The 14,563-nt window shown below is 47.6% G+C and carries 22 protein-coding genes and 1 pseudogene; 22 read left to right on the top strand and 1 reads right to left on the bottom strand.

The annotated features are described in order from the left end of the window. Positions 1-63: 63 nt before the first annotated feature. The 20 genes and pseudogenes from NFS35_RS21900 (at position 64) to NFS35_RS21805 (ending at position 12,992) form a co-directional block, all read left to right on the top strand. Positions 64-339 carry a hypothetical protein gene (locus NFS35_RS21900; protein WP_251209189.1) on the top strand — a complete coding sequence of 92 codons (276 nt, stop codon included), beginning with the start codon at positions 64-66 and terminating at the stop codon, positions 337-339. 15 nt (positions 340-354) lie between these two features. After that, positions 355-561, top strand: coding sequence for a hypothetical protein (locus NFS35_RS21895; protein ID WP_251209188.1), 207 nt, complete (start codon positions 355-357; stop codon positions 559-561). A gap of 147 nt (positions 562-708) precedes the next feature. After that, positions 709-1,530, top strand: coding sequence for a rolling circle replication-associated protein (locus tag NFS35_RS21890; RefSeq protein WP_330640406.1), 822 nt, complete (start codon positions 709-711; stop codon positions 1,528-1,530). Between the two features lies 1 nt (position 1,531). Further along, entirely contained in the window at positions 1,532-1,696 is a 165-nt protein-coding gene (locus tag NFS35_RS21885) for a hypothetical protein (RefSeq protein WP_251209187.1), read from the top strand. A 125-nt stretch (positions 1,697-1,821) separates the two neighbouring features. Beyond that, positions 1,822-2,154 (top strand): hypothetical protein, encoded by a 333-nt coding sequence (locus NFS35_RS21880; RefSeq protein ID WP_251209186.1) that lies wholly within the window; start codon positions 1,822-1,824, stop codon positions 2,152-2,154. A gap of 51 nt (positions 2,155-2,205) precedes the next feature. After that, entirely contained in the window at positions 2,206-2,976 is a 771-nt protein-coding gene (locus tag NFS35_RS21875) for a ParA family protein (RefSeq protein WP_251209185.1), read from the top strand. Positions 2,977-2,981: 5 nt separating this feature from the next. Beyond that, entirely contained in the window at positions 2,982-4,262 is a 1,281-nt protein-coding gene (locus NFS35_RS21870; protein WP_251209184.1) for a ParB/RepB/Spo0J family partition protein, read from the top strand. A 47-nt stretch (positions 4,263-4,309) separates the two neighbouring features. After that, a complete protein-coding gene (locus NFS35_RS21865; protein ID WP_251209183.1) occupies positions 4,310-4,570 on the top strand; it encodes a hypothetical protein in 261 nt (86 codons plus the stop codon). A 25-nt stretch (positions 4,571-4,595) separates the two neighbouring features. Continuing rightward, positions 4,596-5,072, top strand: a complete 477-nt coding sequence (locus tag NFS35_RS21860; protein ID WP_251209182.1) for a hypothetical protein — start codon at positions 4,596-4,598, stop codon at positions 5,070-5,072. Beyond that, complete coding sequence (locus tag NFS35_RS21855) at positions 5,069-5,326, top strand: hypothetical protein (RefSeq protein ID WP_251209181.1); 258 nt, start codon at positions 5,069-5,071, stop codon at positions 5,324-5,326. The genes NFS35_RS21860 and NFS35_RS21855 overlap by 4 nt, the downstream gene beginning before the upstream one ends. Positions 5,327-5,413: 87 nt before the next feature. Continuing rightward, entirely contained in the window at positions 5,414-5,986 is a 573-nt protein-coding gene (locus NFS35_RS21850) for a hypothetical protein (RefSeq protein WP_251209180.1), read from the top strand. A gap of 206 nt (positions 5,987-6,192) precedes the next feature. Continuing rightward, the gene (locus tag NFS35_RS21845; protein WP_251209179.1) at positions 6,193-6,492 is read left to right on the top strand and encodes an HNH endonuclease; all 300 of its coding nucleotides are present in this window, start codon (positions 6,193-6,195) and stop codon (positions 6,490-6,492) included. Between the two features lie 67 nt (positions 6,493-6,559). Further along, positions 6,560-6,967 (top strand): hypothetical protein, encoded by a 408-nt coding sequence (locus NFS35_RS21840; RefSeq protein ID WP_251209178.1) that lies wholly within the window; start codon positions 6,560-6,562, stop codon positions 6,965-6,967. A 6-nt stretch (positions 6,968-6,973) separates the two neighbouring features. Then, positions 6,974-8,629: a terminase large subunit gene (locus NFS35_RS21835; RefSeq protein WP_330640405.1), complete on the top strand. Its 1,656-nt coding sequence runs from the start codon at positions 6,974-6,976 to the stop codon at positions 8,627-8,629. A gap of 59 nt (positions 8,630-8,688) precedes the next feature. Continuing rightward, positions 8,689-9,915 (top strand): phage portal protein, encoded by a 1,227-nt coding sequence (locus tag NFS35_RS21830; protein WP_251209177.1) that lies wholly within the window; start codon positions 8,689-8,691, stop codon positions 9,913-9,915. Further along, positions 9,905-10,498, top strand: a complete 594-nt coding sequence (locus NFS35_RS21825) for an HK97 family phage prohead protease (protein ID WP_251209176.1) — start codon at positions 9,905-9,907, stop codon at positions 10,496-10,498. Before NFS35_RS21830 ends, NFS35_RS21825 begins: the two co-directional genes overlap by 11 nt. A 33-nt stretch (positions 10,499-10,531) precedes the next feature. After that, a pseudogene (locus NFS35_RS21820) lies at positions 10,532-11,758 on the top strand (phage major capsid protein); the annotation flags it as partial. A gap of 55 nt (positions 11,759-11,813) precedes the next feature. Further along, the gene (locus NFS35_RS21815) at positions 11,814-12,305 is read left to right on the top strand and encodes a hypothetical protein (RefSeq protein ID WP_251209174.1); all 492 of its coding nucleotides are present in this window, start codon (positions 11,814-11,816) and stop codon (positions 12,303-12,305) included. A 20-nt stretch (positions 12,306-12,325) separates the two neighbouring features. Continuing rightward, positions 12,326-12,661 carry a phage head-tail connector protein gene (locus NFS35_RS21810; RefSeq protein WP_251209173.1) on the top strand — a complete coding sequence of 112 codons (336 nt, stop codon included), beginning with the start codon at positions 12,326-12,328 and terminating at the stop codon, positions 12,659-12,661. A gap of 1 nt (position 12,662) precedes the next feature. Then, positions 12,663-12,992, top strand: a complete 330-nt coding sequence (locus tag NFS35_RS21805) for a hypothetical protein (protein ID WP_251209172.1) — start codon at positions 12,663-12,665, stop codon at positions 12,990-12,992. 29 nt (positions 12,993-13,021) lie between these two features. Here the strand turns inward: NFS35_RS21805 and NFS35_RS21800 are convergent, their stop codons facing one another. After that, positions 13,022-13,726 carry a hypothetical protein gene (locus NFS35_RS21800; protein WP_251209171.1) on the bottom strand — a complete coding sequence of 235 codons (705 nt, stop codon included), beginning with the start codon at positions 13,724-13,726 and terminating at the stop codon, positions 13,022-13,024. Positions 13,727-13,807: 81 nt separating this feature from the next. Here NFS35_RS21800 and NFS35_RS21795 point away from each other — a divergent pair, with 81 nt between their 5' ends. Both NFS35_RS21795 and NFS35_RS21790 read left to right on the top strand, forming a co-directional pair. Further along, a complete protein-coding gene (locus NFS35_RS21795; protein WP_172518798.1) occupies positions 13,808-14,239 on the top strand; it encodes a hypothetical protein in 432 nt (143 codons plus the stop codon). Then, entirely contained in the window at positions 14,236-14,562 is a 327-nt protein-coding gene (locus NFS35_RS21790) for a hypothetical protein (RefSeq protein ID WP_251209170.1), read from the top strand. Before NFS35_RS21795 ends, NFS35_RS21790 begins: the two co-directional genes overlap by 4 nt. Position 14,563: the final 1 nt, after the last annotated feature.

Below are 14,563 nucleotides of genomic sequence, written 5' to 3'. Positions count from 1 at the left end.
AGATAGTATTTGACACTTGAGAATTAAATTTGACGTTTTTGTGCGGGAGACAGGAACTTTAGTTTGCTGGGCTACATTAAGTATGGTATCAGCGAGGGAATGAGCCGGGAAATACAGACGGCAGACCGTATGGGGATTGAGATAGTAAACGCAGACAAGCTGCGCTATTACATGGAGTGTAAGGAACGGCAGACAGAGGCTAAAGCGTGGGACTACGCTAAAGCCTGCTCCTGTAATTTCTGCATAGGCAGCCGCTTACATAGCTGCACTGGTTACGATTGCAGGGAGCCATATAACAAGGCTTTTGAATATGCAATGAAACATTCAAATTTACTGTAAAGGAGATTAAAGAACATGAGGAAATTAAGACGCGCAGTATTAAGGAATGAGGCAAACAGGTTAAGCCGCCACGGGAGAAACGGCAAAAGCATTGCTATTTTCCGTAGCCTCTGGGACGACTACAAGGAGCTGAAACAGCACAAGGAGCTTGCCCGGAAAGAAAAGGGGCTGTTAGAGCAGATCAGAAGTCTTAAAAGGCAGCGGAAAGCAGCAGCCCTGTAAATTCGCATTAAATGAGAATAATTTAAAAGCCCCTACGGTACGGGAATACCATAGGGGCTAAGCTATACAGCTTTTAGAACCTATATCCAGTATATCACTGTATGGCGAAATGTCAAGTAATACGCGGGCGCAAGCCCGTTTTACCACTTGATAAAACTATTAGCTTTCCGACCAGATAGACCTAAAAGGAGTAAAAAATATATGCCATACGTTGAGAGGATAACAAGGGCGGGTAAGACCATAGAGGTAGAGCGTTATTTTACAAGCAGATATAAAAAGCAGGGGATAAAGAGGGGGGATAAGGTAAAGCCCACCACAGAGCAACAGCAAAAGATCAATACAAGGCAGGCAGAAAGAAAGCTGCGTATTCTGATAAATGCAAACTATGGCTATGGCGACTATCATTTAGTGCTGGACTACATACGCAGAAAGGGAGAGCCGCCACGGACAAAAGAGCAGATGCGGCAGGACATAGATATATTTTTAAGGGAGTGCCGTAAGGAGTATAAAAAGGCTGGGATAGAGTTTAAATATATTCATGTTATGGAGATCGGGGACAAGGGAGCCAGGCATCACCATTTAGTTATTAACCAGATAGATACAAAAATATTGCAGCAGTGCTGGTACAAGGCATATGAGGGGCATAACCGGGTGAAAGTCTTTCCTCTGGACGACAGCGGAAATTATGCTGATCTGGCAGCATATCTGATTAAGTACACAGACAAGCACAGGAAAGCAGAGGACGGGGCGCTACAGGGTAAGCGCTGGAATAGCAGCAAGAATCTTGTAAGACCAGAGCCGGAAATAAGGATAATTTCAGATCGGCAATGGTTCAAGGCAGAGCCGAGGGCGGTAAAGGGATATTATGTTGACAAGGACAGCATAAGCAAGGGAGTACATAGCCCGGAATATTACGGCTACGGGTATTTCAGATATACATTAGTCAAATTAGAGGGAGAGGGGGGATAAAATGCAGTATGTACGGATTGTGGTAATAGTCGTGGGCGTGGTTCTTTTTGTTCTGATCGGCGCTGTAATGTGTGCAGCAGCGGTAGCTATAGCACATGCCAGCGAGGATATGAGGAACTGGGAATATTGGAACGGCATAGACGACAGAAAGGGGCGCAGGAAATGAGGCAGAGGCTTATACATTGGTTATTCAAGCGAGGTAAGAACTGTATGCTATGGCTGGCAGATCGCGGCAGAGCTGATAGAAAAGTATCTGTTGCATATTAAGGATTTAGGAGAGGCAGGGCAGATATGGAGACAATGACAGCGCAGCAGGCTATAGAAAAATTAGAAAAGTACAAAACGGCGGCAGAATTTGCAGAAAACATATATGATACAGAGCTGCACAATGCCTGTATTTCTGCACTTGACAAGCAGATACCGAAAGCACCGAGGAAAACAACCATTTTTGAGGGGACGCAGGCAGAAAAGCTGGCGGCTAAAGGCTTAAAAAACTATGAAACCTATAAATGCCCTGTATGCAGCTGGATTGTGGCAGATCGGAGCTTTATAACGGGTATAAAAATATCTAATTTCTGCGAGAACTGCGGACAGGCATTGGAAACAGAGATCACGAAAGAATAGAGCATATTAAGCAGCTGCGCCCGGAGGCGGCGCAAGAAAGAGAGGCAGAGAATGAAAGTTATAAGTTTGTTGAATTTAAAGGGAGGCGTGGCAAAGACCTTTACAACGGTGAATATGGCATACGAGCTGCACCGTAGGGGATATAAGGTACTGCTGCTGGATAATGACAAGCAGGGGAACTTAAGCAAGGCATACGGCAGATATGATGCGGAGAGCGTGGCACCGATCACGAAACTTCTTTCCGGGGAATGGCAGGCAGCAGCAGAGCTGATACAGCGGACAGATTACGAGGGGATAGACATTATTCCTGCGAATATGTCACTTATGGGCGCTACGTGGCAGCTGACGACGGAAGAGACAGGGAACCAGATAGAACGGTATAAGAGGCTGGCACAGCTGGACGCAGTGGGCGCTTATTACGATTACTGCATTATTGATAACCCGCCAGACATAGGGCTTAATGTGGTAAATGCGCTGACGATCACGGACGAGGTTATAGTACCTGTAAAAATAGACGAGTGGGCGTTAGAGGGATTAGACATTTTGGCAGACCAGATAGAGGACGCAAAGCAGTTTAACCCGGCGCTGCATCTGCTGGGCGTTCTGGTTACGGCATATCAGAACACAGACGGAGAGGCAGCAGGCAGGGAGTGGATAGAAACGGAAAAGAACGGCTATTCTTTACTGGGCGTTATCAGATATTCCGGGAAAGTGGCAGAAAGTACGTTTTTATTCAAGCCGATTTATGAATACAGCCCGTGCTGCGGAGCCGCACAGGACTATAAGAAATTCGTAACCAGATACACAGGGAAAGCGAGGTAAGGAAAATGGGGAAAACAAAATTTGGCTTTACGGATATTATGAACGCGAAAAGCAGGGCAGCAGGCATAGGCAATATAAGCGAATATACGGAAATCTGGTTAAGCCCGTATGATGTAAAGCCCTCTGAAAGCAATTTCTATTCACAGGAGAACATAGAAGAGCTGGCAGACAGCTTTTTGACCGTAGGGCAGCAGCAGCCTACAGTATTAGGCAGGGTAAACGGAGAATTTAAGATTGTGAGCGGACACCGCAGGAACCTTGCAAACATTATGAACATTGAGCGGGGGCATGAGGAATATAAGAAAGTGCGGTATCTGTACAAGGATATGACCGGGGCAATGTTTGAATTGTCTCTGCTGATCGGAAACGCATATAACAGGGAGCTTACAGCGTGGGAGAAAACCCAGCAGGCGCAGAGATTGAAAGAGGCGCTTTTACGGGCGAAAGACGAGGACGGGTTAGAGATCACAGGAAAGATGCGGGATATTATAGCAGAGCTGATGAACGAAAGCCCCACAAATATAGCCCGTATGGATAGCATTAACAACAATGCCACGCAGGAGATCAAGGAAGAATTTGCAAAGGGAAATATAGGGGTAACAACGGCTTACGAGGCAGCAAAGCTGCCGCCAGAAGAGCAGAAAGCCATAGCAGAAAAGGCGGCAGCGGGTGAGAGTATACGGGCAAAGGAAATAGCGGCAAAGGTGGCAGAGAAAAAGGCGGGCGACGACTACGAAACGCCGCACCCGGAAAGCATAACCTCTTTGTGCTATTCATGTAAACGGTATAAAGACTGCAATGTGAAAACGGGGACTTGTGAAAAGTGCGATCAGTACATAAACAAGGCAGAGGCAGAAAAGACGGACGAGCAGCGTTATAGCGACGAGCAGGACAAAATAGACCGGGACACAAAGAAGAAATTACAGGAGCAGGCAGACCGGGAGAAAATGGAGAAACTGCCGAGCGACGGGAAAGCAGATCACAAAACGCATGAGGTAAAAATAGCCGTTTCTTACTATGGGGATATTGTAAGCGGCAAGAAAAAGTTTGAGCTACGGAAGAATGACAGAGGGTACAAGGTGGGCGACAGCCTTAAAATGTTGGAATTTAAGGACGGAAAGCACACAGGGCGCACAATAGATACAGATATTATTTATATGCTGGAAGATTATACAGGGCTGGAAGAGGGGTATTGTATTCTGGGAATTGATGTTACCGCACACAGCGGGGAAGTGTCCGAAACGGACACGGGGGGCAGACCAGCTGCCGGGACAAATGAGCATTGAAGATTACCAGATAGGACAGGCAGCAGAGCCGGAAAGAGGGATAAGCAATGAACAGGCGGCAGCGGAAAAAGAAGAGTAAGCAGCAAATAACTGTATTTATAGGCTGCGACAAGGCAGCGAAAGCCGAGGACTACAGAAAAATGAAAGAAAGCATTGAGTACCAGCTTAGAGCGGGCAGCGCAGTATTGCTGCCTGCCTATCTGCATGTTGAGGCGATCATACAGCAGCCCGGCAGCAGGCGTATTGTGATTAAGCAGGAAAGCGAGGTAAAACAGAATGAATTACAGGCAATGGAAAAAGAGGTATAAAAAACTGCATGGAGTAAACCCGCCTTTGCTGCTTGATAAGAGAAAGCAGCGCAGACTTGCGAAAAAGGCAGTTAAGACTATAAGCCGAGTGGACTTTACAGCGGTAGCCACAAGAGCAGCAGAGGCGATTACAAACGCAGCCGCAGCTTTTATGCGGGGACTGGGCGGGGCTTTTGATTCAGCAGGGACGGTATGCAGGAATGTAGCAGACAATATACAGCCATTGGAGATTAAAGGGCGTGTATTCAGCTGGGAAGTGAGGGAATACGGCAGCAGTCATTATGCGGTGTATGAGATCAACGCACTGGGCGGCAATGACGAGCTTAGAGCGATCACACACAGTAAGCGGGCGGCAGAAAAGATAGCGGAGATCATGGAAAGCGATCATTTAGAGCATTTAAGACATGTAAGCCCGGAGAGGATAGGGCGCAGGAATGATGCGGCAGACAGCCTGCGGGCGGCAGTCATTACGGCATATGAAAGCGGGGTGTTTCATACATGATAAAGTTTATGGACGAGATCGCAGAGGCGCTTACAGGGGCAGTAAGGGCGTATATGGAATGGGTGGGAGAAATAGCAATATACATACTGGGGCTGCTGGCAAAGGGGCTTATTCTTTTTTCTACGCCTGTATGGATATTGCCGTATATGATGATACGGGATATACTGCGGGACACTAACGGCGGGAAATGCGAAAGCCCGGATTGTGAAAACTGCCCGTTTCCACCATGCCGGAAAGGAGAGGGCGAACAGTGACGGATTTTTTACTGATAATCATAATAATTTTGCTGCTGGCAATATTTGGACGGATTGACAGGGCGTTAAAAGAAAGGAGTAAAGCAGATGCAGGAAACAGAAACTAAGGCAGCAGGCGCAGAGATCGCAGCAGAGGGAGAGGAAACAGGCGAAAGCTGGGTAGCACTTCCCGCCTCTGAATTTGAAGAGCTGATACAGAAAGCGGCAAGGGCAGCAGTGCGGGAATACAGAAAGCAGGAAGAAAAGGAAAAGAGGCAGAATAAGTATCACAATACCTTTACGCTTATGAAATGTTACCGTGATGCTGTTTTCCATATCCAGCACGCCGTAAGCGACGGCGAGCAGTTAGAGCTTAAGGGAATGACGGAAGAACAGCAACGGGTATATCTGGAAAGCGTTAGGCGTAGCCGCTTTAAAACGCTGATTATGACAGCGCACATAGATACGGCAGTAGAAGAGATCGAGCGCAGGCGCAGGGCAGCAGGCAGAGAGGTAGAGTATAAAGCGTTTGAATTGTATTTCATGCAGGGCATGGAGTATGCAGAGATCGCAGAGGAACTGGAAACAGGGAAGAACACGCCGCGCCGCTGGGTGACAGCGATCATCAATGAATTATCTGTATTGTTATGGGGAATTGATGAAGAGAGGGCAAGGCTGTAGCTGGCAGCAGCCGGGCTGGTAATATCATGGTAAAATCGTGGTGTTTACATGGTATTTCAAAAGCTGTATAATGGTAACATGAAAAGAGTAGGCAATAGCTTAGCCGTGACACGGCAGCAGTAGCCTGCTCTTTTTTTATTTCTTTAGCCTCCACCCGGCGCATGAAATCTAGGGCGCTGGGTATCGCAGAAAGGAGCGGGGACAGTATGAAAGCATGGGCTAAGAGTTTTTACTTATCGCAGGCGTGGGAGAATACCAGAGCCGCTTACTTAATGTCACAGGACTATATATGTGAGCGCTGCGGTGAGCCTGCAAAGATAGCGCACCATAAGCGCTACTTAACCAGAGAGAATATTAACGATGCAGGCATAACGCTAAGCTGGGACAATTTAGAGGCATTGTGCCAGGACTGCCATAACAAAGAGCATCACAAGCGCAAGCTGCGCCTGCGGTATAAGTTTGATGCGGCGGGAGGCATATCCCCCCTATCCGAAAACAAAAAATAAAGGGGGAAAATACCGAGGGGGATACCCTAAAAATACCCTCCGGGCGCGTGCATACGTGGTGTAGGGGGTGTGGTGGGGTGATCTGGCAGCGGCAGCAGGCGGCAGGGAAAGAGAGGTAGAGGGAATGGCTGCGCGGAAAAAGAAAAAAGAAAACCGTATCAAGGACGAGAAAAAAAGACTTAAGGAAATATTTGCAGAGCTTGAAGAAAATAAGCGAAATTTAGTAACGCCGCTGATAGAAAAGGCTGCTTTTATGAGTATAGAGCTTGACGACTTGCAGGAAACAATAGAGCAGGAGGGCTGGACGAGTGAGTACAAGAACGGTGAAAACCAGTACGGGACGAAAAAAAGCCCGGAGGCAGAGACTTACATAGCATTAAGCAAGAACTATGCGGCAGTCATTAAGCAGCTGACAGAATTAGTGCCAGCCGCAAAAAGAAAGGAAAGCAGGCTGGCTGCCCTGCGGGACGAGTAGGCGGCAGTGCTGCCCTATAAAAATTATATCTATGAGTACCACGCAAAAATAACCAGCGGCGAGATCGTAGCGGGGAAATGGATAAAGGCAATTTACAAGATCATTGTGGACGGGCTGGAAAAACAGGAATATTTTTTCAATGCAAAAGCGACAAATAAGGCGATCAAGTTTATTGAAAATTTCTGTCACCACAGCAAGGGGCGCAGTGATCTTATAAAGCTGGAACTATGGCAGAAAGCTATTATTTCTGTCATTTTTGGTATACAGGACGCAGAAAAAGTGCGCGTTTTCCGCGAAATATTTATAGTTATCGGCAGAAAAAACGGAAAAAGTTTATTTGCCTCTGCCATTATTGCGTACATGGCATTTTTGGAGCCTGAATACGGGCAGGAAATTTATTGCTTAGCGCCTAAATTAGATCAAGCGGCGCTGGTATATGACGGATTTCACAAAATGGTAAAGGCAGAGCCGGAGCTTTTGGAGCTGGCAAGGAAAAGGCGCAGCGATATTTACATTGAGGAAACAGAAAGTTTTGTTAAGCCGATTGCCTTTAATGCTAAAAAGTCTGACGGATTTAACCCGCAGCTGGTAGTATGTGACGAAATGGCAGCATGGAGAGGCGACGCAGGGCTAAAGCAGTATGAGGTTATGAAGTCTGCTTTAGGAGCGCGTACACAGCCAATGATCTTAAGCATAAGCACAGCAGGCTATGAGAATGACAGCATATATGATGAACTTATGAAACGCAGCACCAGCTTTTTAAAGGGGAATAGCAAAGAGCGCAGGCTTTTACCGTTTATCTACATGATAGACGACGTGGAGAAGTGGAACGATATAGAAGAGCTTAAGAAAGCTAACCCGAACATGGGCGTTTCTGTAAAAGAGGGCTTTTTCATTGATGAAATAGCCGTAGCAGAGGGCAGCTTAAGCAAGAAAGCAGAGTTTTTAACAAAATACTGCAATATTAAGCAGAACAGCTCTATAGCGTGGCTGGAATATGCGACAGTGGACGGCGCAGGCGTTGAAAAGACCTTAGAGGACTTTAGAGACTGCTACGCGGTGGGCGGCATTGATCTTAGCCAGACTACAGACTTAACGGCTGCAAGCGTTGTGATAGAAAGGGGCGGCGTGCTGTATTCCTTTACACAGTTCTTTATGCCGAGAGACCGCATAGAGAGCCTGCAAGCCACGGACGGCGTGCCGTATGACATATTCGTAAAGAAAGGGCTGATAACTTTAAGCGGCGAAAATTACGTTGATTACCACGACGTTTTTAACTGGTTTATTATGCTGCTGGAAGTGTACGGAATAAGACCGCTGAAAATCGGATATGACCGATACAGCGCCCAGTACCTTGTAAATGATATGAAAAATTACGGGTTCCATATGGACGACGTACATCAAGGCGAGAACTTAACGCCAGTTATCCGGGAATTTGAGGGAATCATTAAAGACGGCAATTTCAAGATCGCGGAAAACAGTCTACAAAAGACACATTTCTTAAATGTTGCGCTTAAGCACAACATGGAAACAAGGAAATTCAGACCTGTAAAGATAGAGCAGCGGGCGCATATCGACGGCTTTGTATCTGTCATTGATGCAATGACGGTACGGCAGAAATACTGGGAAGAGTGCGGCGAACTGCTGAAAAATGCCGCATAGAAAGGAGAGTAAGCGGAGTGAAATTTTTTGATTATTTGTTTCACGGTAAGAGGCTGCAAATGATAGACAGCTATTTTAAGATGCTGAACGGCTACAGCCCGACGTTTACGAGCTTTAACGGCGGCGTATACGAAATGGACTTAACGCGGGTAGCAATCAACAGTTTTGCCACACATTGCAGCAAGCTAAAGCCGGAGATCGAGGGCAGCGCCCTAAAGCATCTGGAAAGGGTATTGCAGTACAAACCTAACTATTTCATGGACACAACAAAATTTATAAAACGTCTGGCGACGATCTTAGCGGTAGAGCATACCGCTTTTATTGTGCCTATTGAGGACGAGGCAGGGAATTTGTGTGGTTTTTATCCCCTGCGGGCGCAGCGCTGCGAAGTAGTAGAGGCTGCCGGGCGGGTGTATCTGCGGTATCTTTTTGCAAACGGAGAATATGGGGCGATTGAGTTTGAAAAAGTCGGTATAATGACTGACTTTGAATACAGTGATGACCTTTTCGGAGAGGATAACAGCACGCTTAAGCCCACAATGCAGCTGATACATACCCAGAACGAGGGCATTATTAACGCCGTGAAAAATTCAGCAAGCATACGTTTTATGGCAAAAATAGCGAATATGCTAAAGCCGGAGGACATAAAAGCAGAGCGGCAGAGGTTCACAGAGGACAATTTAAGTGCGGACAACAAAAGCGGCATGATTCTTTATGATAATAAGTTTACTGACGTAAAACAGGTGGAAAGCAAGCCGTATACACCAAACGCGCTGCAAATGCAGCAGATACAGGATAACGTATGTACGCATTTTGGTACAAACATGGATATTCTGCAAAACAAATTTGACGAGGAAACATGGAACGCATATTACGAGGGAAAAATAGAACCTTTTGCAATCCAGTTATCGCTTGTCATGTCAAATATGGCGTTTTCACAGCGGGAACTTGCGCACGGGAACGCGATCACGTTTTCTTCTAACCGCCTGCAATATGCCAGCAATGCTACAAAGCTGCAAGTAAGCACACAGCTTTTTGACCGGGCGCTGCTTAACCGTAACGGCGTAATGGATATATGGAACATGCCGCACGTAGAGGACGGAGAAAAGTATTATATCCGCAAAGAGTATACGGAAGTAAGCCAGCTGGGAAAAGGAGAGGAAAAGCCACAGATCATTATACAGCAGATGCCGCAGCAGGGGCAGCAGGCAGCAGGAACGGAGCCGGAGAAAGAGCCAGCGCCGGACGATAAGGGACAGAAAGAGGGGGTAACAGATGCCGATTAAGCAGGACAGGGAGTATAGGACACTGGCAGCGCCATTATCAGCGCAGGCAGCGGCAAAGCGGATAGAGACTGATTTTTATGTTGAGGGCTACGCGACGACGTTTGACAGCCCGTATCTGCTTTATGAGATCGAGGGGACAAAGTTTTACGAAAGAATAGACGCGCACGCGCTGGACGGGGCAGACATGAGCGACGTAATTATGCAGTATGACCATGAGGGGCGCGTATTTGCCCGGCAGTCTAACGGTTCACTTATTCTGATACCAGACCATAAGGGGCTTTTGATTGCAGCCGATTTAGGCAGGACAGATTTAGCGCGGGGACTGTATCAAGACATACAGGCAGGAATGATAACTAAAATGTCGTGGGCTTTTACCGTGAAAACGGACAGCTACGACAGGGCAACGCATACAAGGACAATATTAGAGATCAAAAAGGTTTATGACGTATCAGCCGTGAGCATACCAGCAAACGGCGGTACTGAAATAAGCGCCCGCAGTTTTGCACATAGGAGCTATGAGGCAGAAAGGCAGGAGCGGCTTTTACAGCGGGCGAGGCTACTAAAGATCAGAGCCAGTCTATAAAAAACACAGAAAAGGAGATTGCAGGAAATGAACAGATTGAAAGAAATCGAGGCAAGGTTAGCCCAGATCAAGGGCGAGCTTACCACAAGGGCAGCAGAACTGACAGAGGCAGAGATCGCGGCGCTGGAAACAGAGGTAACGGCATTGCAGGAAGAGCGGGCGGCATTGCAGGCGGCAGCAGAAAAGCGCAAGGCGTTACTGGAAAAGATCGCAAACGGCGAGCCTGTAGAGGGCGACGGGGGAGAGGTAGCGCCCGCAACTGTGCTACGCAATTTCAAGCCCGCAGATCACGGAGACGGCGACGGGGATAAGTACGGTAGCATGGCATACAGAAAGGCATTTATGCAGTATGTCTGCCGTGGCGCGAAAATCCCCGCAGAGTACAGGGCAGACACAGTAAGCAAGACCACGGACGTAGGCGCGGTTATTCCTACAACCGTGCTGAACCAGATCGTAGAAAAGCTGGAAAGTACGGGCATGATCTTAGCCCTTGTTACCAGAACTGCATACAAGGGCGGCGTAGGTATTCCCGTTTCCACGGTAAAACCCGTGGCTACATGGGTAAATGAGGGGGCAGGCAGCGACAAGCAGAAAAAGGACATCAAAAAAGAGGGCATGATTACTTTTGCATACCATAAGCTGCGCTGCGCGGTAGCCGTATCTCTGGAAGTTGACACAATGGCAATGAGCGCTTTTGAAACCCTGCTTATCAACAATATTGTTGAGGCAATGACAAAGGCGATTGAACAGGCGATCATTGACGGAGACGGGACAGGGAAACCGAAAGGAATTTTACAGGAGACACCCGCAGACGGACAGACCATTGACAGCGCCGCGCCTGCCTATGCTGATCTGATTAACGCAGAGGCGGCATTACCGCAGGCATACGAAAACGGGGCGGTATGGTGCATGAGCAAAAAGACATTCATGCAGTATTACGGGCTGACAGATGCCAACGGGCAGCCGATCGGCAGGGTAAATTACGGGATCGCAGGAAAGCCGGAGCGGACGCTTTTAGGCAGACCTGTAGTGTGCTGCGACTATGTAACAAGCTATGCGGCAACACTGGCAGCAGGAAAGGCTTTTGCTTTCCTCTTCAATTTCAAGGACTATGTGCTGAATACCAATTACGCTATGGGTGTAAAGCGGTATGAGGACAACGACACCGACGACACCGTAACAAAGGGTATCATGCTGGCAGACGGTAAGGTAGTTGATAAAAACAGTCTGGTAACAATCAAGAAGATTGCGGCGGCGTAAGGAAAAATACGGCGGCTGGCGTTCTGCGCTGGCTGCCAGAAATGAGGTATAGGGCATGAAAGGACATTTAGACGCAGAGCAGCTTAAGAGCATGGATTATAAGAGCTTGCAGGCTTTGGCAAAGGATATGGGCGTAAGCGCTGCTGGAAAGACAGAGGATATTATAGCCAGAATTGTAGCAGTAGAGGTGGACGTACCAGAGGAAAACGAGCTTACAGAAGAGGAAAAGGCAGCAGCAGAGGCGGCACGGCAGGAAGAGGAACGGGCAGCAGGCGGGCAGACAGTGGAAGAGGCAGAGGACACCGCAGGAGAGCCGCAGACGGGGCAGGAAACGACGGCAGAGGGCGCAGCAGAGGAAAATACCAAAGATGATAAAAAGCCGCAGGAAGAGGCAGGAAACGCAGCAGGGCTGGTAAAGGTAAAAGCCGTTACAAGGTTTTTAGACAAGCAGCTTAACCAGATTAAGGACGCAGGCGAGGCTTACAGTGTAAGCGGGGAGCGTGCGGCAGAGCTGGTGGCAGCAGGCGTGGCAGAAATCGTGGGATAACCAGAAAGAGGGTGCAGCGTATGGCGGCAGATGCTACCACATTAACAGAGAAAATGCGGGCGGCGCTGCGTATCAGCAGCACCAGCGAGAAGATAACGGCAGAAATAGAGGACTGTATAGCCGCCTGCAAAGCTGACCTTGCAAACGACGGGGTAAAAGCCATTGACGAGGGCGACGCACTGATTATAAGGGCGGTAACTCTTTATTGCAAGGCAGAATTTGGCTACAACGACAAAGCGGAGAAGTTTAGGCAGTCATACGACACGCTGAAAATGCGGCTTGCTTTGTCGCAGGAGTACAACACAGCGCCGCCCGTGTCCGAAACGGACACCGAGGGCGCAGAAAGCGGGGAGTGATATGGCAGCATGGGCAGACGAGCTTACAATAATCAGCCAGCAGCCGCCAGACGAGAGGGTAAACGCTGGGGGCTTTGAGAATGAGCCGCAGGAGAGCGCCCGCACTGTTTTCTGCAACAAGAAGAAAGTAGGCTACAGCGAGTATTTTAAGAGCCAGCAAACGGGCAAAGTGGTAGAGGCAAAATGCGAGGTACATAAGGCAGACTATGAGGGCGAGGACACAATAGAAATGGACGGGCGGCGCTTTTTTGTGCTTAAGACCTACGACATAGACGACGATACCATAGAGCTTACGCTTACGGACTTGCGACATAAGGACGAGGGAACATAAAAGCGGCGGGGATACCGCCGCAGGAAATGTTAATCATTTATTTTCAGAGTATCTGGAACATTGATAGGTGGATTGTCTTTTAAAAAGCGTAATGTGATTTTACAGCCGTAAGAAATAGGTTTACCGTCTTTTTGACCGCCGCCGTATACATCAATATAACTTATACTTTCAATGCGTTCTATATTGTCCTGTATAAAAGGTATCAAATCAGCGGGTATGTTTCCTATCTGCATATTGTTGACATAGACACCGTAAGCGGGCTGCCCTTTATACTCATATTGCTTTATTTCAACGTCGGCATATTCATTAAACGGGCTATCGTGAAAATGAAGTTTGCGCAAAATAAGTTGGCGTGAAGAGCCGTCGTCATTATTAAAAGTTACACCAGTGACTTTTATAGGCGCAAATATGTATTTTGATTGACGTTGTGCAGGAGCGCTGGGTACTGGCGCTGCGGCGGGAGCTTTTGCCGTATCGGTATTTACTGTATTATCATGCAGGGATTGAGAAAACGAACTTTTGTTCGGGTGGGGGGTAAAACGGTTAGGCGTTTGCGGTACTTCCATATTTGTTTCTGTAACCGATTTAGCAGAACGGAAAGCCAGAAAAGCAAAAATACCACAGATAACAAGGCAGCCAACGCCACCAGAAACAAGACCGCCTGCAAATCCGCTAAAAGAGGATAAAAGGAATAGAGCGGCAAGGCAGGAAAAGACTATAGTTTTCTTTTTCATATAAAACACAACCTTTCTATCGTTTTTAAGAAAATTATAGAACAATGTCGAATGAAAATCAACAGAAAGGGGGCAAATAAAATGGCAGAGTTTACTACGGTGGGGCTGGAAGAGGTAATAGAGGCATTTAGCAGGAGAGAGCAGGCAGCAACAAGGGCAGTGCCTAAAATGCTGCAAGCAGGGGCAGCAGTGCTGGTAGAGGCGCAAAGGGAAGAGGCAAAAGCCATGGGGATTGAGGAAACCGCTGGCTTTATCAAAGCAATAAAGCCTACAAAAGTGCAGGGCGGCGACAGGGAAAAACATATTGATGTATACCCGCAGGGCAGGGCAAAGCACGGAAATGACAGAAAGGGCGATAAAAGCAAAGTAAGATATGCAACGATAGGATTTATAAACGAATACGGCACAAGTAAAAAAGCAGCCCGCCCTTATATGACGGTAGCAAATGCGAAAGCACACGAAAAAGTAGTTGATGCACAAATGGAAGTATGGGAGCGTGAGCAGGGACAATGAGCAGCATAAAAGAGATTTTAGAGAGCGCAGGGCTGCCAGCACAGCGGGGCGTATATACTGGCAGATGCAAGCCGAAAGCCTATTATACTTTCCTGCGGCTGCTGGGCGACGCTGTAGTAAATGCAGACGACACAGAGAGCGAAAGCAGGGAAATGTATAGGGTAACGCTTTTTTATAAAGGCGACTTTGAGGCACAGCTTAACAAAACTCTGGAAGTGCTGCGGGCGGCAGACGTTTATATTAACAGCGTTGACACAGAGAACTACGAAACAGAAACGGGGTACTGGCTAGTACCTATCACAATCGAAATTTTAAAGGAGTGAC

This window comes from Acetatifactor aquisgranensis (assembly GCF_943193215.1).
Taxonomy (GTDB): Bacteria; Bacillota; Clostridia; order Lachnospirales; family Lachnospiraceae; genus Acetatifactor; species Acetatifactor aquisgranensis.
This window is presented reverse-complemented; position numbering and strand designations above follow the sequence as displayed.